The 22,310-nt window shown below is 66.9% G+C and carries 23 protein-coding genes and 1 riboswitch; of the genes, 7 read left to right on the top strand and 16 right to left on the bottom strand.

Annotation, left to right across the window (positions count from 1 at the left end; genetic code table 11):
* Nucleotides 1-8: 8 nt before the first annotated feature.
* From rpsN to rplN, 4 genes are read right to left on the bottom strand one after another with little or no spacing between them, the layout of a single operon-like run.
* Nucleotides 9-314, bottom strand: coding sequence for a 30S ribosomal protein S14 (gene rpsN / locus AX767_RS08130; RefSeq protein ID WP_068630277.1), 306 nt, complete (start codon nt 312-314; stop codon nt 9-11).
* A gap of 7 nt (nt 315-321) precedes the next feature.
* A complete protein-coding gene (gene rplE, locus AX767_RS08135; protein WP_068630280.1) occupies nt 322-861 on the bottom strand; it encodes a 50S ribosomal protein L5 in 540 nt (179 codons plus the stop codon).
* Between the two features lie 11 nt (nt 862-872).
* Nucleotides 873-1,190 (bottom strand): 50S ribosomal protein L24, encoded by a 318-nt coding sequence (gene rplX / locus AX767_RS08140; protein WP_068630282.1) that lies wholly within the window; start codon nt 1,188-1,190, stop codon nt 873-875.
* Nucleotides 1,191-1,203: 13 nt separating this feature from the next.
* Nucleotides 1,204-1,572: a 50S ribosomal protein L14 gene (rplN, locus tag AX767_RS08145; protein WP_068630284.1), complete on the bottom strand. Its 369-nt coding sequence runs from the start codon at nt 1,570-1,572 to the stop codon at nt 1,204-1,206.
* A 244-nt stretch (nt 1,573-1,816) separates the two neighbouring features.
* Between rplN and AX767_RS08150 the strand changes: the two genes are divergently transcribed.
* The gene (locus AX767_RS08150; protein WP_068630289.1) at nt 1,817-2,959 is read left to right on the top strand and encodes an esterase-like activity of phytase family protein; all 1,143 of its coding nucleotides are present in this window, start codon (nt 1,817-1,819) and stop codon (nt 2,957-2,959) included.
* A complete protein-coding gene (gene proC / locus AX767_RS08155; protein ID WP_068630291.1) occupies nt 2,956-3,819 on the top strand; it encodes a pyrroline-5-carboxylate reductase in 864 nt (287 codons plus the stop codon). Before AX767_RS08150 ends, proC begins: the two co-directional genes overlap by 4 nt.
* Here the strand turns inward: proC and ubiA are convergent.
* The 5 genes from ubiA to AX767_RS08180 form a co-directional block, all read right to left on the bottom strand.
* Nucleotides 3,816-4,715 (bottom strand): 4-hydroxybenzoate octaprenyltransferase, encoded by a 900-nt coding sequence (gene ubiA, locus AX767_RS08160; RefSeq protein WP_068630294.1) that lies wholly within the window; start codon nt 4,713-4,715, stop codon nt 3,816-3,818. The genes proC and ubiA overlap by 4 nt on opposite strands.
* On the bottom strand, nt 4,705-5,289 hold the full coding sequence (locus AX767_RS08165; RefSeq protein ID WP_068630295.1) for a Dps family protein: 585 nt from the start codon (nt 5,287-5,289) through the stop codon (nt 4,705-4,707). The genes ubiA and AX767_RS08165 overlap by 11 nt, the downstream gene beginning before the upstream one ends.
* A gap of 104 nt (nt 5,290-5,393) precedes the next feature.
* Nucleotides 5,394-6,359: a LysR substrate-binding domain-containing protein gene (locus AX767_RS08170; protein ID WP_068630296.1), complete on the bottom strand. Its 966-nt coding sequence runs from the start codon at nt 6,357-6,359 to the stop codon at nt 5,394-5,396.
* Nucleotides 6,360-6,402: 43 nt separating this feature from the next.
* Entirely contained in the window at nt 6,403-8,517 is a 2,115-nt protein-coding gene (gene recG / locus AX767_RS08175; protein ID WP_068633477.1) for an ATP-dependent DNA helicase RecG, read from the bottom strand.
* A gap of 2 nt (nt 8,518-8,519) precedes the next feature.
* Nucleotides 8,520-9,467, bottom strand: a complete 948-nt coding sequence (locus AX767_RS08180; protein ID WP_068630297.1) for a TIGR01777 family oxidoreductase — start codon at nt 9,465-9,467, stop codon at nt 8,520-8,522.
* 95 nt (nt 9,468-9,562) lie between these two features.
* Between AX767_RS08180 and queA the strand changes: the two genes are divergently transcribed.
* From queA to tgt, 3 genes are read left to right on the top strand one after another with little or no spacing between them, the layout of a single operon-like run.
* A complete protein-coding gene (gene queA, locus AX767_RS08185; RefSeq protein ID WP_068630298.1) occupies nt 9,563-10,609 on the top strand; it encodes a tRNA preQ1(34) S-adenosylmethionine ribosyltransferase-isomerase QueA in 1,047 nt (348 codons plus the stop codon).
* Entirely contained in the window at nt 10,606-11,826 is a 1,221-nt protein-coding gene (locus AX767_RS08190; RefSeq protein WP_068630300.1) for a PQQ-dependent sugar dehydrogenase, read from the top strand. The genes queA and AX767_RS08190 overlap by 4 nt, the downstream gene beginning before the upstream one ends.
* Nucleotides 11,823-13,019 (top strand): tRNA guanosine(34) transglycosylase Tgt, encoded by a 1,197-nt coding sequence (gene tgt, locus AX767_RS08195; protein WP_068630302.1) that lies wholly within the window; start codon nt 11,823-11,825, stop codon nt 13,017-13,019. The genes AX767_RS08190 and tgt overlap by 4 nt, the downstream gene beginning before the upstream one ends.
* A gap of 144 nt (nt 13,020-13,163) precedes the next feature.
* Here tgt and AX767_RS08200 read toward each other — a convergent pair whose 3' ends face one another.
* The 7 genes from AX767_RS08200 to AX767_RS08230 form a co-directional block, all read right to left on the bottom strand.
* Nucleotides 13,164-13,544 carry a DUF3597 domain-containing protein gene (locus tag AX767_RS08200; protein WP_068630304.1) on the bottom strand — a complete coding sequence of 127 codons (381 nt, stop codon included), beginning with the start codon at nt 13,542-13,544 and terminating at the stop codon, nt 13,164-13,166.
* Between the two features lie 113 nt (nt 13,545-13,657).
* A complete protein-coding gene (locus tag AX767_RS08205; RefSeq protein WP_068630306.1) occupies nt 13,658-14,740 on the bottom strand; it encodes a serine endopeptidase in 1,083 nt (360 codons plus the stop codon).
* A 52-nt stretch (nt 14,741-14,792) separates the two neighbouring features.
* Complete coding sequence (locus AX767_RS08210) at nt 14,793-15,578, bottom strand: DUF2145 domain-containing protein (protein ID WP_237288634.1); 786 nt, start codon at nt 15,576-15,578, stop codon at nt 14,793-14,795.
* A gap of 116 nt (nt 15,579-15,694) precedes the next feature.
* The gene (locus AX767_RS08215) at nt 15,695-16,096 is read right to left on the bottom strand and encodes a hypothetical protein (RefSeq protein WP_237288635.1); all 402 of its coding nucleotides are present in this window, start codon (nt 16,094-16,096) and stop codon (nt 15,695-15,697) included.
* 219 nt (nt 16,097-16,315) lie between these two features.
* Nucleotides 16,316-16,942, bottom strand: a complete 627-nt coding sequence (locus AX767_RS08220; protein WP_210392585.1) for a phosphatase PAP2 family protein — start codon at nt 16,940-16,942, stop codon at nt 16,316-16,318.
* Nucleotides 16,939-18,894, bottom strand: a complete 1,956-nt coding sequence (locus AX767_RS08225; RefSeq protein ID WP_068630310.1) for an MFS transporter — start codon at nt 18,892-18,894, stop codon at nt 16,939-16,941. The genes AX767_RS08220 and AX767_RS08225 overlap by 4 nt, the downstream gene beginning before the upstream one ends.
* 22 nt (nt 18,895-18,916) lie before the next feature.
* Nucleotides 18,917-19,723 (bottom strand): hypothetical protein, encoded by an 807-nt coding sequence (locus AX767_RS08230; protein WP_068630312.1) that lies wholly within the window; start codon nt 19,721-19,723, stop codon nt 18,917-18,919.
* Nucleotides 19,724-19,846: 123 nt separating this feature from the next.
* Between AX767_RS08230 and AX767_RS08235 the strand changes: the two genes are divergently transcribed.
* Together AX767_RS08235 and AX767_RS08240 are read left to right on the top strand one after the other, a co-directional pair.
* Nucleotides 19,847-20,578, top strand: coding sequence for a helix-turn-helix domain-containing protein (locus tag AX767_RS08235; RefSeq protein ID WP_068633483.1), 732 nt, complete (start codon nt 19,847-19,849; stop codon nt 20,576-20,578).
* Between the two features lie 188 nt (nt 20,579-20,766).
* Nucleotides 20,767-20,873: riboswitch (glycine riboswitch) on the top strand.
* A gap of 79 nt (nt 20,874-20,952) precedes the next feature.
* Nucleotides 20,953-22,188 (top strand): FAD-dependent oxidoreductase, encoded by a 1,236-nt coding sequence (locus AX767_RS08240; protein ID WP_082754911.1) that lies wholly within the window; start codon nt 20,953-20,955, stop codon nt 22,186-22,188.
* The last annotated feature ends 122 nt before the right edge of the window (nt 22,189-22,310 follow it).

The following is a 22,310-nucleotide window of genomic DNA, read 5'->3' on the forward strand; positions in this document are numbered from 1 at the left end:
TGCCTGGCTTACCAGCTGGCCTTGGTGACACCGGGGATGTCGCCAGCGAAAGCCAGTTCACGGATCTTGGCGCGAGCCAGACCGAACTGACGGAAAGTGCCACGCGGACGACCGGTGATAGCACAGCGGTTGCGCTGACGCGTCGGGTTCGCATTGCGCGGCAGCTTCTGCAGGCCCAGACGGGCTGCTGCGCGCTCTTCGTCGCTCTTCTTGGCGTCGTTGGCAATCGCCTTGAACTCGGCGTGCTTGGCAGCGTACTTGGCGACCAGGTTGTCGCGCTTGAGTTCGCGCTGAATCAGAGATTGTTTAGCCATGGTCGCCTCAGTTCTTGAACGGGAAACGGAAACCAGCGAGGAGCGCCTTGGCTTCTTCGTCGGTCTTGGCCGTCGTCGTGATGCTGATGTTGAGACCGCGCAAGGCATCGACCTTGTCGTATTCGATCTCGGGGAAAATGATCTGCTCTTTCACGCCGATGTTGTAGTTGCCACGGCCATCGAAGGCACGACCGGAGATACCGCGAAAGTCACGAACACGCGGCAGGGCCACGGTCACGAAACGGTCCAGGAACTCATACATCTGCACGCCGCGCAGCGTGACCATGCAGCCGATCGGTTGCATTTCGCGGATCTTGAAGCCGGCGATGGCCTTCTTCGACTTGGTGACGACCGGCTTCTGGCCGGCAATCTTCGTCAGGTCGCCGACGGCGTTGTCGAGAACCTTCTTGTCGGCAACCGCTTCACCCACACCCATGTTGAGCGTGATCTTGGTGATGCGCGGAACCTGCATCGGCGACTTGTAGCCGAACTTTTCGGTCAGATCCTTGGAGATCTTGTCGCGGAATTGTTGTTGGAGACGTGCCATGTGAATGCTCCTCAGGCCAGCTTGATTTCGTCGCCGCTGGACTTGAAGACGCGAAAGCGCTTGCCGTCCGTGACCTTGATGCCCACGCGATCGGCCTTGCCGGTCGCGGCATTGAAGATCGCCACGTTGGATTGATGGATCGGCATCGTCTTTTCGACGATGCCACCAGTCGTTCCCTTGAGCGGGTTCGGCTTGGCGTGCTTCTTGACGATGTTGATGCCGTCGACGATCAGGTAGGAATCGTCCTTGCGCAGCGACACTGTGCCGCGCTTGCCCTTGTCACGACCGGCCAACACGATGACCTGGTCGCCTTTGCGAATCTTGTTCATGGCGTGGTTGTCCTTACAGAACTTCAGGAGCCAGCGACACGATCTTCATGAACTTTTCGGTGCGCAGCTCGCGCGTCACCGGTCCGAAGATGCGGGTGCCGATCGGCTCCAGCTTGGCGTTGAGCAACACAGCTGCGTTGCCATCGAATTTCACGAGCGAGCCGTCAGCACGACGGATGCCCTTGGCGGTGCGGACGACCACAGCGCTGTAGATCTCGCCTTTTTTGACGCGACCACGCGGAGCGCATTCCTTGATGCTGACCTTGATGACGTCGCCCACGCTGGCATAACGCCGCTTGGAGCCACCGAGCACCTTGATACACAGCACGGATTTCGCACCCGTGTTGTCGGCCACTTCGAGCCTGGATTCAGTTTGGATCATTTTGAATAGTTCCCAACTTGTACCGCTGCAAACGAATTTGCAATGGTCAGTCTTGGGCCCGTCGTCAGCACTTCGAACCACTCGAGGCACCACCGGTTGGGCGGAAAGCTTCGCCTTTTTGAAGCGAAGCCCGCTATTGTGCCATGCGTTTGCCAGAAGGTCAACTGCCCTGCAACGCGAAAGACAGGAAACTAGACTCAGGCCTGTGTCCGCTTCCGATGCCCCGCCTCTTACCCGCCGCAGGATGCTGGCCGCCACGGTCGCGTGGACGGCAGCGCTGGGAAGCGCTGCGCTCGGGGGGTGCGACGGCCCGTCCCTCGCTGCGCGCCCAAAACGACCACAGCAGTTGCAGCGCTTGGCGGAGGCGCAATGGCCGCATCGGCTGCAGATCGGCGGAACGACCGCCGGCGGGCTGTCCGGCATCGACTACGACACGGGTCGAGGCGCGTACCTGATGCTCAGCGATGACCGCTCGGACCTCGCGCCGGCCCGGTTCTATGTCGCCCGTTGGCCATCGGCCACAGCCGCTGCGCCCTCACCCGATGCCGTTGTTTTTCTGCAGCGACCCGGCGGCGGGATGTGGCCCGATCGCCGGCACGCCATGGACGGCCTCCCGGTTCCCGACCCGGAATCGCTGCGCCTGCGCCCCGGCACCGGGACGCTGCTGTGGTCCAGCGAAGGCGATGTGGCACGCGGATTCGGGCCGGCACTCTATGAATCCTCGCGCGACGGCCACTTCCTGCGCGCGTTCGCCCTACCGCCCATGTTCCAGGTCGACCCCGCACGGCGACGCGGTCCGCGCGACAACCTCGGCTTCGAGGGGATCGCGACGACGCCGGACGGCCGCCACGCATGGCTCGCGATGGAAAACGCGCTCCTCCAGGACGGCCCCGAACCGACGGTCGGCGCGCCGGGCGGCCCATGCCGCTTCACGCAGATCGACTTGGCGAGCGACGCGGCGGTGCGCCAGATCGCCTACCTTCCCGACGCCATCCCGCAGCGCCCGCTGGTGCCCGGCACCTATGCCGACAACGGTGTCAGCGAGGTGTTGATGATCGACGAGCACCGCATGCTCGTGCTCGAACGCGCCTACGCCGCGGGCGTGGGCAATTCGCTGCGTCTCTACGAGATCGACACGCGTGCGGCAAGCGACGTGCTGGCGATCGACGCCCTGCCGCCGACCGATGCCCGCCGCCTTGCCGCGCCCAAACGGCTCGTGGCCGACTTCGCCACACTCGGTCTCTCGCGCCTGGACAACAGTGAAGGCATGTGCTGGGGACCGCCGCTCGCCAACGGCAACCGCATGCTGGTCGTCGTGAGCGACGACAATTTCAACCCGCTGCAGATCACCCAGTTCGCTGCCTTCGAATTCACCGACCGACCATGACCATCGCCGCCCCCTTCCCGCCGCACCCGTCCGCCTCACCACGCCCGCTGCCTCCGATCGCCTTCATCGGTGGCGGCAACATGGCCAGCGCAATCGTCGGTGGCCTCCTCCGGCAGGGCGCCGACGCTGGCGATTTCGAAGTGGTGGAGCCCTTCGAGGCGGCGCGCACGCGACTGTCCGACGCGTTCGGCATCACGGCCCGGGCGGAAGCCAGTGACGCGCTCGCCCGTTGCGCGGTGGTGGTGTGGGCCGTCAAGCCACAGGCCTTTGCCGAGGCGGCCCGGCCGGTGCGTGCCTTTGCCGCCGACGCGCTTCACCTCAGCGTGGCCGCCGGCATTCCGTCGGAAAGCATTGCGCGCTGGCTCGGCACCGAACGCGTGGTGCGAGCCATGCCCAACACGCCGGCGCTGGTGGGCCAGGGAATGACCGGCTTGTTCGCCCGCGCCGGTGTCGACGGTCCAAACCGCGCGCTCGTCGAGCAGCTGCTCGCAGCGACCGGCGAACTGTTGTGGGTGGACGCCGAAAGCGCACTCGATGCCGTCACGGCGATGTCCGGCTCGGGCCCGGCGTACGTGTTCTATTTCATCGAATCGATGACCGAGGCGGGCATCGAGATGGGCCTGCCGCCGGAGCAGGCGCAGCGCCTCGCCATCGGCACCTTCACCGGCGCCTCGGCTCTCGCCAAAAGCGCGACTGAATCGCCCGCCGTGCTGCGCGAACGCGTGACGTCCAAAGGCGGCACGACCTACGCCGCAATCACCTCGATGCAGCGGGCGGACATCAAGGCGCAGTTCAAGACCGCGATCCGCGCCGCGCAGAAGCGCGCTGCAGAACTCGGCGACGAGTTCGGAAAAGCCTAGCGAAGCGCGTAGCCGGCCGCGATGCCGGCAAACACGGTGAAGCCCAGCCAGTGGTTCAGCCGGAAGGCCTTGAAACAACCGTCGCGCGTTCGGCTGCGAATGAGCCGCCAGTGCCAGAACGCTTGCACCGCGGCGATCGCGACGGCCCCAAAAAACACCGCGCCCAGCGCCCGGCTGGCGCCCGCCGCAGCCCAGATCGAGAGGAACGCCGCGTAGCTCGTCACGACCGCCGCCACGTCGAACCGCCCGAAGGTGATGGCCGACGTCTTCATGCCGATCTTCAGATCGTCGTCGCGGTCGACCATCGCGTATTCGGTATCGTAGGCGAGCACCCAGCAGAGGTTGCCGACCAGCAGCGCGATCACGAACAACGCCGGCACCTGGCCTTGCACGGCCGCGAAGGCCATCGGAATGCCGAAACTGAACGCGATGCCCAGCACCGCCTGCGGCACCGAGACGAAGCGCTTGGCAAATGGATAGAGCACCGTGATTCCCAGCGCACCGAACGACCAGATCACCGTCAGCCGGTTCGTCGTGAGCACCAGCCCGAAGGCAAGCAACGCCAGTACCGCACCGAGCGTCAGCGCCTCTTTCACCGACACGGCGCCGCTCGTCACCGGGCGCTGCGCAGTGCGCTTCACGTGCTTGTCGAAGTCGCGGTCGGCCACGTCGTTGACGCAGCAGCCGGCACTGCGCATCAAGATCGTGCCGAGCACGAACACGGTGAAAAGATGCCAGCCCGGCCAGCCATCGGCAGCGAACCACAACGCACCGAGCGTCGGCCACAGCAGAAGCAGCCAGCCCGCGGGCCGGCTCCAGCGGATCAGGTCGAGGTACAACGCAAAACGCCCGCGCGACGCGGGCGTGGCGTTGGCGGCAGCGGCGTCAGTCTTCAAGCAGCGAACGCAGCATCCAGGCGGTCTGGTCGTGCACCGTGCAGCGCGCGGTCAGCATGTCGGCGGTCGGTGCGTCGCCGGCTTCTTCGGCCACGGGAATGAACTCGCGCGCGATACGCGACACGGTTTCGTTGCCCTTCACGAGGATGCGCACCATCTCCATCGCCTTGGGCGGGGTTTGCGGCACATCGGGCACGGTCGCGATCTTGCTGAACTCGGCATACGAGCCCGGCGCGTAATGGCCGAGTGCGCGGATGCGTTCGGCGATCACGTCGGTCGCATTCCAGAGCTCGGTGTACTGGCCCATGAACATCGCATGCAGCGAATTGAAGTGCGGGCCCGTCACGTTCCAGTGAAAATTGTGCGTCGTGAGGTAGAGCGTGTAGGTGTCGGCCAGCACGCGGCTCAGGCCTTCGGCGATGGCGGCGCGATCTTGCCGCTCGATGCCGATGTTGATGATCGGTGCAGCCCGGCTGCCCGACTCGGGTGCGACCACGGCGCCGCCCTTTTTCGGCACCTTGCCCACAGGCGCCGGGGCGGCGTTGATCTTGGTGTTCTTGGGAGCTTTGGCCATGGCGAAAGTTCTTTCTTGGAAGTGAATTGACAGAGGTGGTTTCTGAAAGCGCAGCGCGCGCTGCGCAACAGCGGCACTCTATCGCAACGATGCGCGAAAGCGCGTCAGGAAAGACGCTTCACGCCCGGCAACTCGCACGCATAAATCGCGTTGCGCAGCGCAGCGATCGCCTCGTAGCGCGTGAAGCTGCGGCGCCAGGCCAGGACGACGCGGCGCATTGGCGGTTCGCGACCGCCCGCGTCGATCACCGGCAGGTAACGCACCATCTGATCGCTGTCTTTCTTGCCCTTGCCGCGTGGCTTGAGCGCCTCGGCCGGCACCGAGAGGCGAGGCACCAGCGTGACGCCCATGCCGGCCGCGACCATGTGCTTGATGGTCTCCAGCGAGGAGCCTTCGAAGCTCTTGCGAATGCCTTCGGCGTTGCTCGAGAAGCGCGCGAACTCGGGGCAGACTTCCAGCACATGGTCACGAAAGCAGTGGCCGGTGCCGAGCAGCAGCATCGTCTCGTTGCGCAACTGCTCTGAGGTGATCGACTCCTGCGAGGCCAATGGGTGGCTCGTCGGCAGCGCCGCCATGAAAGGCTCGTCGTAGAGCGCCGCCGTCGCGAGGCCGGTATCGGGAAACGGCTCGGCCATGATGGCGCAATCGATCTCGCCGGCGCGCAGCATCTCGAGCAATTTGACGGTGAAGTTCTCCTGCAGCACCAGCGGCATCTGCGGCGTGCGCGCGATGTTCTGGCGCACCAGGTCGGGCAGCAGATATGGCCCGATGGTGTAGATCACGCCGAGGTTCAGCGGCCCGGCCAGCGGGTCCTTGCCGCGCTTGGCGATCTCCTTGATGCTGGCGGCCTGGTCGAGCACGCTTTGCGCCTGCTGCACGATCTGCTCGCCCAGCGGCGTGACCGTGACTTCGCCGGCGCTGCGCTCGAACAGCTTCACTTCGAGTTCGTCCTCGAGCTTCTTGATCGCAACCGACAAGGTCGGCTGGGAGACGTAGCAGGACTCGGCCGCCTTGCCGAAGTGCCGTTCGCGGGCAACCGCGACGATGTATTTGAGTTCTGTGAGGGTCATAGCTTCCCTCAATTATGCGCAAGCCCGCGAATCCGCCGCCGACTCAGGCCTTCAGGTATTCGGCCTTCGTCCCGAGCCAGCGGTCGACATGCTTTTGAGCCAGCAGCGGATGCTCGGCGAGCATTTTCGGCGCGAGTTCGCGCGCCCAGTCGAGCAGCAACGCATCGGTCTCCAGATCGGCGAAGCGCAGCAGCGGCGCGCCCGACTGCCGCGCGCCGAGGAATTCGCCGGGGCCGCGAATCTCCAGGTCGCGCCGCGCGATCTCGAAGCCATCGCCGGTCTCGACCATCGCCTTCAGGCGCGCCCGCGCCGCCTCGCCGACGCGACCTCCTTCGTTCGGCGCATAAAGCAGCACGCAGGCCGATGCCGCCGATCCGCGGCCCACGCGCCCGCGCAATTGATGCAACTGAGAGAGGCCGAAGCGCTCGGCATGCTCGATCACCATCAACGATGCATTGGGCACATCGACGCCGACTTCGATCACCGTCGTGCTCACGAGCACCTGAACTTCGTTGGCGGTGAAGGCGGCCATCACCGCCTGCTTGTCGGCCGTCGGCATGCGCGAGTGCAAGAGGCCGACATTGACGTGCGCACCGAGCGATCCGGCCAGTTCGTCGCGCGTTTCGGTCGCGTTGCGCAGGTCGACGGTTTCGCTCTCCTCGATCAGCGGGCAGACCCAATACACCTGCCGGCCCTGCGACAGCTGCGCCTGGATGCGCTCGATCACCTCGTCGCGCCGGTGGTCGGCCACCAGCTTGGTGACGATCGGTGTGCGGCCCGGCGGCAGCTCGTCGAGCGTCGACACATCGAGGTCGGCGTAGTAACTCATGGCGAGCGTGCGCGGGATCGGCGTGGCGCTCATCATCAGGAGATGCGGCTCCAATCCTTGCGTCGCCTTGCCGCGCAATGCGAGACGCTGCGCCACGCCGAAGCGATGCTGCTCGTCGATGATCGCGAGCGCGAGCCGCTTGAAGTGCACCTTCTCGGAGATCACGGCGTGCGTGCCGATCACCAGCGCCGCTTCGCCGCTCTCAACCGCGGCAGTCATGGAGTCGCGTTCCTTTTTTTTCTGGCTGCCGGTGAGCCAGGCGACGCGCAGGCTGCGCTCGGCCAGCAGCGGATCGAGCCAGCCGATCAGCTTGCCGAAATGCTGGGCCGCGAGGATCTCGGTGGGCGCCATCAACGCGCACTGAAAGCCCGCGTCGATGCAGCGCGCTGCGGCCAGCGCAGCGACCACGGTCTTGCCGGAGCCCACGTCGCCCTGCAGCAGCCGATGCATCGGGACGGCGCGCACGAGGTCGCGCGCGATCTCTTCGCCGACGCGTGTCTGCGCGCCCGTCAGCCCGAATGGCAGCACGGCCATCAATTGCGAATGCAGCGAGCCCGGCGACGCGCCCGAGCGCAGCGCCGGCGCACGTTGCGCTGCGCGCTCGCGCCGCGCCTGCAGTTGCGACAACTGCTGCGCCAGCAGTTCCTCACCCTTGATGCGCTGCCACGCCGGATGGCTGCGGTCTTCGAGCGTGGCGAGCGCGACGTCGGGCGTCGGGTAGTGCAGGAACGACAGCGCCTCCCGCAGACCCCACGCACCCTGCAACCCGATCTGGACGGGAATGGTCTCGTCCAGCGCCGCGCGCGCCAGCCCTGAGCGCACCTCGCGCCGCAGCACCGGTTGCGCGAGGCCGGCGATCGTCGAATACACGGGCGTCAGCGCCTCGGGCAGCAGTGTGCCGGCCGCCTTGACGGTCGGATGCATCATCGTGCGGCCGACAAAGCCGCCCCGCATTTCGCCGCGCACCCGCACCCGCGCGCCGACGGCGAGTTGCTTTTGCTGCGACGGATAGAAGTTGAAGAAGCGCAGCTGGCAGGTGTCGCTGCCATCGTCGATCGTGGCGAGCAACTGGCGCCGCGGGCGGAACACCACTTCGCAGTCCATCACCACGCCCTCGACCTGCGCCAGTTCGCCATCGCGCGCATCGGCCAGCTTCACGATGCGCGTCTCGTCCTCGTAGCGCATCGGAAGGTAGAGCGCGAAGTCGATGTCGCGCACCAGGCCGAGCTTGCGCAGCGCGCGCTGCACCAGGCTCAGGCCGGTGCCGGGCGGCTGCGCGGGCGCGGCACTGTCGCTCGCGGTCACGGTGGCGGTGGCGGCACGCGGCACGGTCAGCAAAGATCCTGCAGGGCGCTCCGTGCATCCGGGAAGCGGAACTGGAATCCACTCGCCAGCAGCCGGGCGGGCGCCACGCGCTGGCCTTCGAGCATCAGGTCGGCCTGTTCGCCCAGCGCCAGCCGCAACGGCCAGCCCGGCGTCGGAAACCAGAATGGCCGGTGCAGCACCTCGGCGGCAGTGCGGGAGAAGGCCGCCTGAGACAACGCACCGGGCGCGGTGAAGTTGTAGACCTGTGGCGCCGTGGGCGCATCGGCATCGGTGGCGATGCGCCACACATGCGCGAGGGCCCGCAACAGATCCTGCACGTGGACCCACGACATGGACTGCTGCCCCGTACCCAGCTTGCCGGCCACGCCGAGCTTCACCGGCAGCAGCAACAGAGGAAGCGAGCCGTGATGGCCCAAGACCACCCCGAAACGCATGCAGACCACGCGCACGCCGTGCCGACTCGCGGCACCGGCGGCGGCCTCCCACTGCTGACAGAGCTCGGACATGAAGACCGCCTGCGGCGGGCTCGACTCGGTCAGTTCGGCCGGGTCGCCCTGAGACTGCACGCCGTAGTAGCCGATGGCCGAACCCGACAGCAACACGCGCGGTTTGAGCGCGCGCTGGCCGATCCAGCCGACCAGCGTGTCGGTCAGGCCGACGCGACTGCGCAGCAGCTCGGCCTTGCGCGCATCGGTCCAGCGCGGCCCCGCAATGGGCGCGCCTGCGAGGTTGACCACCACGTCGACGGCGGTCGTCTGCGGGATGTCTTCCAGCCGCCGCACGCAGTGCACCGCGGCATCGAAGCCCGCGGTGGCCGGCTTGCGCGTCCACACCGTCACGGTGTGGCCGTCGTCGCGCAGTGCCTGCACGAGCAGCCGGCCGATGAAGCCCGTGCCGCCCGTCACCAAAACATGTTGCGGCTTCGGGGAGTTCGGGACAGGTGCGGAGGTCATGGGCCGATTCTGCCGCCGCGCCCGCGCCCGTGCGGCTTTTCGCGCGTGGGACAATCGCGCCTTCCTTGGAACGGGTCCGTTCAGCCCTCAAGCGCATGCGCCAATTCACGCTCTCCGATTTCGATTTCGACCTGCCGCCCGAACGGGTGGCACAGCATCCGGCCGCCGAACGCACCGCGTCGCGCTTGCTCGACGGCACGGCCGTCGCACCGGTCGACCGCATCTTCAAAGCGCTGCCCTCGCTGCTGCGCGCGGGCGACCTGCTGGTCTTCAACGACACGCGCGTGGTCAAGGCGCGCCTGTTCGGCGAGAAGCCGACCGGCGGCAAGCTCGAACTGCTGGTCGAGCGCGTGCTGCAGGGCCAGGAGGTCGTCGCACACATGAAGGTCAGCAAAAAGCCGCCGGTCGGCACCACGCTGCGGATGGTGGGTGGCTTCACTGCGACGCTGCTGGGCCGCTGGCCGGCGGAAGACGGCGCGCTGTTCCGCTTCGCGTTCGAGAGCGCGGCCCAGGAAGATCCCTACGCGCTGATGAGCCGCTGCGGCCACGTGCCGCTGCCGCCGTACATCGAGCACACCGACTCCGCCGAGGACGAGAGCCGCTACCAGACCGTGTTCGCGCGCGTCCCGGGCGCCGTGGCCGCACCGACCGCCGCGCTGCACTTCGATGAAGGCCTGCTCGCCGAACTCGAAGGCCGTGGCGTGCAGCGCGCCAGCGTCACGCTGCACGTCGGCGCGGGCACCTTCCAGCCGGTCAAGACCGAGAACATCGCCGAACACACGATGCATGCCGAGCGCTACGAAGTGCCCGAGGCCACGCAGCACGCGATCGCCGAGTGCAAGGCGCGGGGCGGCCGCGTCGTCGCGGTCGGCACAACCACGGTGCGCACGCTCGAATCCTGGGCGAAGAGCGGCGAGGCGTCGGGCGACACGCGCATTTTCATCACGCCGGGGTTCACGTTCGCGCATGTCGATGTGCTCATCACCAACTTCCATCTGCCCAAGAGCACGTTGATGATGCTGGTCAGTGCGTTCGCCGGTTACGAGCGTGTGATGGCGCTGTATGCCCACGCCATCGCCCAAGGCTACCGCTTCTTCAGCTACGGCGACGCCATGCTGCTCGTGCGAACGGAACCTGCATGAACCGCTCCTGGTGGCTTGCCCTCGCGGCGCTGTCGCCGCTCGTAGCAGCTGCGCGCGGCTACACACCGCAAGGCGTCTGTGGCGACTATGCGCGGCTCGACATCGGCAGTCCGGCGGGCACCTGTGTCGCGCTCCTGGCCGACGAGGCACAAGGCCTGCGCGCCCCGCGCCGCATCCTCGAAGTCGCACCCGGTCGGTATTGGGTCGTCGACATGGGCTCATGGGAACCGCGCCGCGGCCGTCTGCTGGAAATGACGCTTCCCACGGAAGGTGCTGCGCCACGGCGCGCGCGCTTCACGGTGCTGGCCGAGCAACTCGACCGGCCACTTGGCCTCGTCATCGGACCCGACGGCAAGGTCTACCTCGGCGAGTCGAACGTCGTCTGGCGCACGCCGATCCCGCCGCCCGGCGCGGCGCTGCAACGCGAGACGGTGATCGCCGACCTTCCGGGCGACGGTTCGCATCCGCTGAAAGAACTGGCCTTCGCACCCGACGGGCGTCTGTTCGTCAACGTGGGCTCCGACTCGGACAACTGCCGCGATGCATCGAAGCAGTTTCCACTCCCCTGCCCCGACCTCGCAGGTGCGCGACCGCGCGGTGCCGTCTACGAAGCGGTGCTCGCGGGCCCCGGCCTCAAGTTGCAGAGCTTCAAGCCCTTTGCCACGGGCTTGCGCAACTCGGTCGCGCTGACCGTGTTGCCGGAGGGTCCCGCCAAAGGCACCGTGCTGCAAGGCGAGAACTCCATCGACTACGAAGCGGTCGGCCAGCCACCCGAGGAACTCAATCGCCTGCAGGCGGGCCGCGACTACGGCTGGCCGTACTGCGTCGGCAACCGCCAGCCCGCGCGCGGCTACGAGAAGCGTTTCGACTGCAAGTCCACCGAGGCGCCGCTGATGCTGTGGCCCGCGCACGTGGCGCCGCTGCAGATGATCACCGGGCCGGCCGGAAGCCGCTTTGCCGGGCAGTTGCTGGTCGCCTGGCGCGGACACCAACCGGCGGGCCATCGCGTGGTGGGCTACAGGCTCAACGCCAAGGGCCTGCCCTCGGGCCCACGGATCGACTGGCTCGCCGGCTGGAGCCCGAAGCCCGGCGTGCGCCCGATGGGCAAGCCGACCGGCATCACCGTCGATCGGCAAGGGCGCCTGCTCGCCGTTGAGGACTTCAACCGCACCATCCTGATGCTGCTGCCCGATGGCAGCGCCGCCCCGAAACAATGACCGACACCACGCCCCTGCCCCGCCTGAAGTTCGACCTGCTGGCGACCGACCCGGCAAGCCACGCGCGCCGCGGCACGCTCACGCTGAACCACGGCGTGGTGCAGACGCCGATCTTCATGCCCGTGGGCACCTACGGCACCGTCAAGGGCGTGATGCCGCGCAGCCTCGAAGAGATGGGCGCGCAGATCATCCTGGGCAACACCTTCCACCTGTGGATGCGGCCCGGGCTCGACGTGATGGCGAGCTTCGGCGGGCTGCACGCCTTCGAGAAGTGGGGCAAACCGATCCTCACCGACTCGGGCGGCTTCCAGGTGTGGTCGCTCGGCGCCATGCGCAAGATCAGCGAAGAGGGCGTGAAGTTCGCGTCGCCGGTCAACGGCGACAAGCTCTTCCTCACGCCCGAGGTCTCGATGCAGATCCAGACCATCCTCAACAGCGACATCGTCATGCAGTTCGACGAATGCACGCCCTACGACACGAACGGCCACATCACGACCGAAGCCGAAGCGCGCACCTCGATGGAACTGAGCCTGCGCTGGGCGGCGCGCTGCAAGACCGAGTTCGAGAAGCTGGCGAACCCCAACGCGCTGTTCGGCATCGTGCAGGGCGGCATGTTCGAGAACCTGCGGGAAGAGTCGCTGGCCGCGCTGGTCGAGATGGACTTTCCCGGCTACGCCGTCGGCGGCGTGAGCGTGGGCGAGCCCAAAGATCAGATGCTGCACATCATGGGCCACACGCCGCACCGCTTGCCGGCCCACAAGCCGCGCTACCTGATGGGCGTGGGCACGCCCGAAGACCTGGTCCAGGGCGTGGCCGACGGCGTCGACATGTTCGACTGCGTGATGCCCACCCGCAATGCGCGCAACGGCACCATCTTCACGCGCTACGGCGACCTGAAGATGCGCAACGCACGCCACAAGAGCGACCCGCAACCGCTCGATGCCAGCTGCACCTGCCACGCCTGCGCCGGCACATCGGGCGTGAGCTGGGCCGACGGCGGGCGCGAAGGCTTCAGCCGCGCCTACCTGCATCACCTCGACCGCTGCGGCGAAATGCTCGGCCCGATGCTCTGCACCATCCACAACCTGCACTACTACCTGAACCTGATGCGCGAAGTGCGCGAGGCGCTCGACGCCGGCGCATTCGCTGCCTTCCGCGCGCGGTTCAAGGCCGAGCGGGCACGCGGCGTGTAGTGTCAAAAAGCAAAAGGCCCGTCTCGACGGGCCTTTTGCTGTTCGTGAAACACCGCGGAACCGGCTTCGCCGGGCCGCAGGTGTTGCCCCCGGAGGGGGTAGGCGGAGCGACACGAAGCGCGCGCAGCCTGGGGGCGAGCCTAGTCAGTCGCGCAGCTCGGGTGGCAAGGTGCCGCCGTTCGCGGCGATGCGGGTCATCACCTGCTTGTGCAGACCGATGTTCCACTCGGCCGAGCCCGGCTCGCCGTTGCTGTAGAGGATTTCGCCGGCCAGTTCCTTGCGTGCCGCAAGGCTGCTGTCCAGGCCGAGCAGCTTGAGCAGGTCGACGATCGACGTGCGCCAGTTCAGACCGTCAGCCCCCGGCATCGCGTCCAGGATAGCGGGCACGTCGCCCAGCGGGATCGAAGGCGGCGGTGCGGCCACGGCCGGTGCGCCCGGAGCGGGTGCCGGCGTCGGTGCAGCCTGGACTTCAGCCGCATTGGCCGAAGGAAAAATCTTGGAAAAAATCTTGCCGAAAAAGCTCATGTTCTTGCTCCATCAAAAGTGAGGAATGGGGGGATCAATTCGGGCCCTCCCCGAATCTGCAGCCGCAGGTGCGGCGCAGCCGGCCGTTGTATCACGCAGATGTCGCCGCCCTGTTACACCGCCGAGGCCGGCTGCGTGTCGGACGTGACCGATTGCGCAGGCGCGCCCGCCGATGTGCCGCACTGGTGGCAGAACTTCGAAAATGCACTCTTGCGCGCTGTGCAATGCCCGCATCGGTCGAACAAACCGATGCCGCAGTGCGGGCAGAAATCGATGTCGGGGTTCTTCAGGTCGACCGGCCGTTCGCAACCCGGGCAGACGCTCTTCGAGAGCCGCGTCAGCGCGGTGTCGTAGCTCAGTTCTTCGCGCCGCACCTGGTCGGGCTGCAGCTCCGCCAGCTTCTGGCGCGCGAGGTAGTTGTTCAGTGCCACGATCGCGTAGCGCCCCACGAGCACCGTCACCACGATGCCCACGATGTAGCGCACATAGCCCCCGTAACTCGGCAGGTACGGCACCAGCTCGACGAAGAACGCGAACAGCGCGAAATAGATGAAGCCCCACACGAACGGCCAGTACGTGCTCTTGCGTTTCTTCACAAAAAGCCAGCCGGCGATGCCGAGCAGCGGCAGGGTGAGTGCCAGGCGCAGCCCGAACACGCGCAGTTCGATGCGGCGGTATTCAGCCTGCAGCTTCTCGTCGGCCGCTTGCTCCAGCACATCGAGCTGCTGCCGCGCACTCTGGTCGGCCTGCCGCGCGTCGAGCGCGACCTGCCGTTGTGCGCCGACGCGTCGCTGCTGCTTGTCTTCGTCGGCCTTCAAGGCATCGAGCGCGCGCGTGCGTGCGATGAGTTCGGTGTCCTGGTCGGGCTGCGCGGTGGCGCGCCGCGTGGCGAGCCAGTTGCCGAAGGTTTCGCGGGCGTTGCGGCTGGCCTGTTGCGCCGCAGCGAGCTGAAGTTCCGCCTGTTCGAGTTCGCGCTCGGCGTTCTGCTCGGCCACTTCCGATGCCTTCACCGTGGCGCGCAGCGGGTCGGCCGCTGCATGGTCGATGAAGTCGTCGGTGGTGCGCACGCGCTCGACCTGCGGCAGGTCGCCGACGACCGCGCTGCCCAGCCCGATCAGGAAGCTCGCGAACACCACGGCGACGAGCCAGAGGCCGCGACGAAACCACTTTTCAGACAGACGAAGGGACTTGCTCATCGGGTTCTTCTTTCGGTGGGATGCTGCAGGGCATTCTGGGTGACCGACTTTGTCACAGCTTCAGCACCACGGGCGGCGCGGCCAGGCCGGCGCGCGGCAGCCACGCGAACACCGAATCGACGGTGACGGTTTCGATGCGGTCGCTGAATCGCTTGTCGTTCGGATGGTCGTCGAACGCCACGTTGGCCGCGCTCACGCGGCCACCCAGCCGCGTGAGCGGCCCGAGCCTGAGCGGGGTCGGCTCGTACCCCTTGAACTTCAGCCACGCCTGCGCCTGCTCGCGGGTGTAAACGGTCGCGGGCTCCATCGCCGCGGCCAGCGTCTCGATGGCCCACTGGTTCGATTGCTGGTAACGGTGGCCCCAGGCGTAGCTCACGATGCTGTAGGCCGGCGTGTCCAGGCGCGTGACGCTTGCCGTCGGCGCTTGCAGCCATGCGCGCAGACGGGTCTGCACCTCGGGCGTCGGCACCATCCATGCCGCCTCGTAGCGCCACAGATCGTCGAGGAAAAATTTGCCGAGTCCTTGCCGGTAGATCGCGGCAGTCGCCGTGCCGCACTGGTTGAGCTTGTGTACCACGCGCCACGCGCCGGCGTCGGTCTTGTAGGCGATGCCGAGGTGTGAATAGCGCAGGTCGTACTGGCGCAGATCCTGTCCCGCGCGCGCAAGCAACACGACTTGCGCGCCCGTGGCGTCGAGCGCCTCTGCAGTCCGCTCGGCCAGTTGCATGCCCTTGGTGATCAGCGCCTGAGAAGCCTTGGCCTGCTCGCAAGAACGGCCTGCATGCGCCTTGTCGGCCGGAAACAGGAACAAGCCCGCCAGCAACACCGCCAGACCGATCGCCGCGACCCGAAGCACCGTCCGGCCCGTGCGCTGCCAGCGCGTCCATGCGGCGGCGGTTTCGGCGTCGTACGGACCGAAGTTGGTCGGCTCGCGCAACGGTTGCGTGTCGCGGCTCACGTCAGTTTCTCGTTGTGCAGCAGCGCACGGCCGAGGGCGTTCGGCACGAAGGCCAGCACTTCACCGGCCGCCGAGAGCACGACACCGGTGCCGATCACGCTGACCACCACCGCCGTGCCGACCCCGACCGACGCGCCGTTCGCCGCCCGGCTGCCCAGCCTGACGCTGGCACGCGCGCCATCCGACGCGCGCTCGAGCAGGTATACCGTGCCGTCGACCGAAGCTTCGACCGCCGCCACCGTGAGCACCGCGCCACCCACCGACAGCGCGGCGGGCAACACGATGACCGTGCTCGCGGCGGCGCCTGCCACCGAAGCGGCCCCGACCACCGACGCCACGGGCATCAGCGAAAGCGCCGCAGAAGCTTCGCTCTGGGCCTGTGCGTGGAACGGCGTCATGACGCCGGCCAATGCCGCGCACGCGGCGATCAAGTGCGTCGCAAAGGATCTCTTCAGAGTCGATGCGGTCAGCGGGGTGGGAGTGGTGTCCATGTGATGCCTCGCGGCGTAGTGAAAGTGGGCGAATGATCAAACCCGCCTTCCCGTGCGGCAGCATATGAATGCACCGGGCGCGATCCGCTGCGCCTCAGGTATCGCAAGACGATACCCGCCGCCGTTCTACCGGCGGTGCAGGTCGTCGCGGGTGAACGGGCGTTCGGCGCCCGCGAGTCGAACGGCAATGAATTCGAGTACGCCCTGCGTGGGTGCCGGTGCGCCGGGCCCCAGCAACGCCAGCGGCACCGCCAGGCTTGCAGCCAGGCCCCAGGCGATCTGACTGCCGCGCAGGTGCACGTGCGGCCGGCCGTGCTGGAGCCGCAAAAAGACGCCGCTCACGCAAAACCCCAACGCGTAGCCCGCCAGCACCTCCGACAGCGAATGGGCCTCCACGGCCAGCCGCGACACGCCGATCAGCACGCCCAGCGTCCAGCCGCAGACGGCGGCAGCGATGCGCGCCTCATGGCCGCGGCGCGACGCCATCACCCAGAACACCACGGGCCAGACGCTCATGGCAAAGGTGGTGTGGCCGCTGAAGCCGGTGAAGTCGAGCCGCGCGCTGCCGACGCCCCAGCCGATGAAAGCCAGCTTGGACACCAGCACGATGAGCGCTCCGCTTCCGAACACGAGCGCCCAGCGCAGCGCGCCCGGCCGCGTTCGGGGAAACCACGCCAGCCACAGAAAAACCAGCAAGGCCAGCGGCATCAGGATCGCGCTGTCGCCCAGCCAGGTGAAATCCAGCCAACTCACTTGTCGAGCAGGGCGCTCACGCGCTGTCTGAGCAGGTCGGGCTGCGCTTCGGCCGGGGCGATGGGGCTGCCCACGTTCAGCCCGACGCTGCTGAAGAAGCCGCGGCGAAAAGGCCTGGCCATCGCGACGTTCTTGCCGCCGCGCACCTCGATGCGGCTGAAGTAGGAGCCCCAAAGGTTGTTGAGCGCCATCGGCACGAGCGGCGCCTCGATGCCCTGGCTGCGCGCCATCTCGACGATCTTCATCACGCCGCCCCGGAAGGGCTGCAACTCACCGTCACGCGTGAGCGCGCCCTCGGGAAAGATCGCCAGCAAGTCGCCTTCGCGCAGCACGCCGACGGCCTGCGCGAAGGCGGCCTCGTAGGCGGCCGGGTCTTCTTTCTGCGGTGCGATCGGGATGGCTTTCGCCAGCTTGAAGAGCCAGCCCAGCACCGGCACCTTGAAGATCTGGTGGTCCATGAGAAAGCGGATCGGCCGCGGGCTCGCCGCCATGAGCAACACGGCGTCGATGAAGCTCACATGGTTGCAGATCAGGATGGCGGCGCCCTCGGTGGGGATGTGCTCGTCGCCGTTCACCTTGAAGCGATAGACGAAGCGCGACAGCACCCACGAGACGAAGCGCAGCAGATACTCCGGCACCAGCATGAAAATGTAGAACGCGACCAGCGCGTTCGCGATGCCGGTGAACAGGAAGATCTGCGGAATCGTGAAGCCTGCGCCCAGCAGCGAGCCGGCAATGACCGAGCTGGCGATCATGAACAGCGCGTTCAGGATGTTGTTGGCCGCGATGATGCGCGCGCGGTGCGTCGGCTGGCTGCGCAGCTGGATCAGCGCATACATCGGCACGCTGTACAGCCCCGCGAAGAGCGAGAGCAAGCCGAGGTCCATCATCACGCGCCAGTGCGCCGGACGGCCGAGGAATTCGCCCAGCCCCTGGATCGCCACGGGCGGCAGGCTGCGCGAGGCGAAGTACAGATCGATCGCGAACACGCTCATGCCAATGGCGCCGAGCGGCACGAGGCCGATCTCCACCTGCCGCCGGCTCAGCGTTTCGCACAGCAGCGAGCCGATGCCGATGCCGATGGAAAACACCACGAGCAGCAGCGAGGCCACCTGCTCGTCGCCGTGCAGCACCTCCTTGGCGAAGCTCGGGAACTGGCTCAGGAACACCGCGCCGAAGAACCACATCCACGAAATGCCGAGCAGCGAGCGGAACACCACCACGTTGCCGTGCGCCAGCTGGAGGTTGCGCCAGGTTTCGCTGAATGGATTCCAGTTGATGACCAGGCCCGGATCGGTGGCGGGCGCGCGCGGAATCGCCTGCGCCACCCCGCGCCCCACCAACGCCAGCAGCACGCACGCGATGGCGACCGCGGTGTGGCCGATCTGCGGCACGGCCACGAGCAGGCCGCCCGCCACCTGGCCGAGCAGGATCGCGACGAAAGTGCCCATCTCGACCATGCCGTTGCCGCCGGTGAGTTCGCGGGCGCTGAGCACCTGCGGCAAATAGGCGAACTTGACCGGACCGAACAACGTCGAGTGCAGCCCCATGAGGAACACGCAGCCCAGCAGGATCGCCGCGTTGGCAGTGAAGAACCCCCAGGCGGCGATCAGCATGATCCCGATCTCGAGGTTCTTCACGAAGCGGATCATCTTCGTTTTGTCGAACTTGTCGGTGAGCTGGCCGGCCGTGGCCGAGAACAGCAGGAACGGCAGGATGAACAACGCCCCGATCGCCAGGCCCGCCATCGCCGGCGGCATCCAGCTCAGCTGCAGCTGGTAGGTGACCATCACGGTGAACGCGAACTTGAACAGGTTGTCGTTCGCGGCACCGGCAAACTGGGTCCAGAAGAACGGCGCGAATCGCCGCTGGCCGAGCAGCGCGAACTGGTTGGCGTGCGCGTTCGCATCGGGCGTGTCGGCAGACGAGGCAGCAGCGGCGGAAGTGGTCATGCAAATGTCCCTTGCGGGCTCCTCAGGCCGTCAAGGCGGCCGCGCCCGGATTGTGCCGCAGCGACTGGCGGCCGAAGGTCTGCAGCGCGTGCAGCACCGGCAATCCGGCCAGTGCGGCCGTCAGGTGCTTGAGGCTGTGGCCCGACACCAGGTGATGCGTGGCTTCGTAGATGGCGTGGTCGCCGAGTTCGAAGCCCTTGGCCAGCGCGTAGAAAAAGATGACCCAGCCCAGCTTGAGGTCCACTGCGCCGCGCATCGGCTTGGCGAGCGCAAGGCTGACCACCAGCGCCATGCCCCCGAACTGCACGACCGCCCAGGGCGCGACGTTGCCCGTCTCGTGCCACACCGCCACTGCCAGCAGGCCGCCGACCAGGGTGGCACAGGCCGCGACCGGGCCCGCACGGTGGCTCACCCGTTCGCAGACGGCGAAGCCGATGAGGCCGGCGAACGCGATCGTCATGCCGGCACGGTCGGCAGCCAGCCGCAGCAGATCGGGCTGCAGGTGATAGAAGACCGAGCCGGCCGTGCAGGCAAGGAAACCCGCGAAGAAAAGCCACGCGCAGGCGAGCGTGCTGGCAGGCAGCCCGTGCGCAGCGCGCCGGTGGAAGCGGCCGAGCCAGCGCAGGCCCCAGAGGCCGACCGCCAGGAAGGGTAGATTGCTCAGGACGTCCATCGCGTTGGGCAGGTGGTGCCAGGCGCGGTCGTCTGCGAAGAGCGATGCGCCAGCGTGCACGCCCGTGAGCGCGGGACCGAGGACGGCCACGCCCGACAACAACAGGAAGGCGAAAAAGAGGCCGCGTTCGCGACGGCTGGGACTGGACAGTTGCATGGCAAGCTCCGGGGACTGAGGAGGAAGCAATGTAGGTTTGCAACTGCCGCCATGGCGCTGAAAATCGATACGGCGCGAATCTTCACAACCTTCGGTACCGAATTTCAATACCCATCGCTTGCCATGAGCACCACCATCGACCTCGTCCTCGCCCTCAAGGCCGAACTCAAGAACGCGCGCATGACCTATGCCGACCTCGCGCGGTCGCTCGACATGGCCGAGTCCAGCGTCAAGCGCATGCTGGCCAAGGGCGACATGCCGCTGTCGCGCGTCGATGCCATCTGCCGCGCGCTGAAGATGGACTTCGCCGACCTCGCGCGTCGCGTGGCCGATGCGCAGCCGCTGGTGCGGGAACTCACGCACGAGCAGGAGAAAGCCGTGGTGAAAGACAAGAAGCTGCTGCTGGTCGCCATCAACGTGCTGAGCCAGTGGACGCTGGAGCAGATCACCGCGGCCTACCGCATCACCGAGGCGGAGTGCATCGGCTGCTTCGCCCAGCTCGACCGCATCGGCATCATCGAACTGCGACCGATGAACCGCTACCGGCTCAAGCTGGCGAAGACCTTCCGCTGGCGTCCGCACGGGCCGTTCATGGAATTCTTCCGAGACCACGTGGTGCTCGACTACTACCGCGGCGGCTTCGACGGACCCGCCGAAGCATTGATGCTGGTGCACGGCACCATCAGCCGCGCGCTCGCACCGTCGTTTCGCGAGCGCATGCAGCGGGTGGCGCAAGACTTCGCGCAGCAGCACCAGACCGACCAGAAGCTCGCGCCGAAAGACGTGGAGGGCTACACGCTGGTGCTGGGCATGCGCAACTGGGAGTTCGAGGGCTTCACGCGGTTGCGCCGTTAGGCGCACGTTGCATCACACGAATACGAGGGTTATCCCGGAAATTTGTAACAAATACTAGCTTTACACAAATGTTAACCGCCTTAAAATCGTATCTGCAGAAAGCGGGCGTCTCCCAGATGGCCCCACCCAGAGCGCAACCTCCCATGAACGCTCAGGTCAGCCGGCTCCGGCTGGTCAACTGCAAACCTTTATCGCCGACTGGAGAGCCGTCACCCAGCGTGACGCACCGAAGGAGCAAATCCGCCGCATCGCGTGACGGGTGAATCTCTCAGGTACCAAGGACAGCGGGAGCGGCACACAGTGAATTCAGCTTTCGGCTGTCCATACCCCGGACAGCCGCGCGCGCGTTTCACGCAATCCCACAAGGATTCGACATGCGAGTGGTTGTACTCGGCGCCGGAATGCTCGGCGTCACCTCGGCGTATTACCTGGCCCAACTCGGCCACGAAGTGACGGTGATCGATCGCCACGCCACGCCTTGCGCCAAGGCGCGAGGCCGTGTCGAAGCGGTCGTCAAGCCGCCCATGCGGCCTGTGTTGCTGGCGACGCCGCCGGACCGTCTCAACGCGATCGTTGCGGCGATCCGGCGCACCGCGCGCGAAAAGCTCGGCCGCTTCGGCAGCATCTTCGAGGTGCCCCGCCCCGATCCGGTCGAAAACAGGGTGCGTCTCTTGGCCTACAGCCGCGCGACCGAGCGCGCCCTGCACGACGAAGCCGGCGCCCCGGCGCCGTCGGGCAGTGCCGGACTGTTGAAGTTCTACATGGACCCGCGTGCCTTCGAATGCCTGGAAAAGCGGGCGCCGCGCCTGAATGCGCTGGGCTGCGAGGCGCAGCTGGTGTCCGCCGACGAGGCGGTGCGCATCGAGCCTGCGCTGATCGCGATGCGCCCGCAAATCGCCGGCGGCACCTTCCTGGCCAACGATCCGCCGCGCGATCCGGCACCGGCAGCCACCCGCATGGTGTTTCTGTGCCGGGCCGCGGGCGTTCGCTTCCTGTCGAACCACACGGTCGTGGCGCTGCACGCGCACGAGGGCCGCATTTCGCACGTCGACCTCGTCGACCCGAACGGACAGTTGCTGGAATGGCGCGCCCAGGCGTATGTCATGGCGCTCGGCACGGGTAGCGCCGAGCATGCCGACGCGCTCGGCATCGAAATGCCGCTACACGCCGAGCATGAATACATCGTCACGCTGCCGATCAAGAACGCCGCGCGCGCGCCGCATGTCGGACTGCACGACGCGAGCGGCAAGCTGCGCATCACCCGCGTCCACGCGCCTGAAGGCGACAGCCTGCGCGTGTCGGCGAGGGTGCATGCGGAAGCCGACGAGGCGCGCGAGCCCGATGCCGACCGCTTCAACGCGATCCTGCGGCGCGTGGCGCTTTTGCTGCCGGGCGCGGTCGATGCGAGCCGCGCGCAGTTCGAGATGCGCACGCATGCCGCGAGCGCCGATGGCTTGCCGCTGGTCGGAAAGACCCGGTTGCGCAACCTGTTCCTGAACACCGCGCCCGGCGCGCACGGCTGGGTGCATGCCTGCGGCGCCGGCAAGTCGATCGCGCGCATCGTGAGCGGCTTGCGGCCGGAACTGTCGTTCGCTTTCACGGGCATGTAGCCCTAGAATCGCGACCACTGCAGGAGAGCGGGCGACGCGAGTCACCCCACCGAAGGCGCAAACTCCCATGAACGCTCAGGTCCACCGGTTTCGATGTCATTGAAACAGGTCACGTACTGCAC

It is taken from the genome of Variovorax sp. PAMC 28711 (assembly GCF_001577265.1).
Lineage (GTDB): Bacteria > Pseudomonadota > Gammaproteobacteria > Burkholderiales > Burkholderiaceae_C > Variovorax.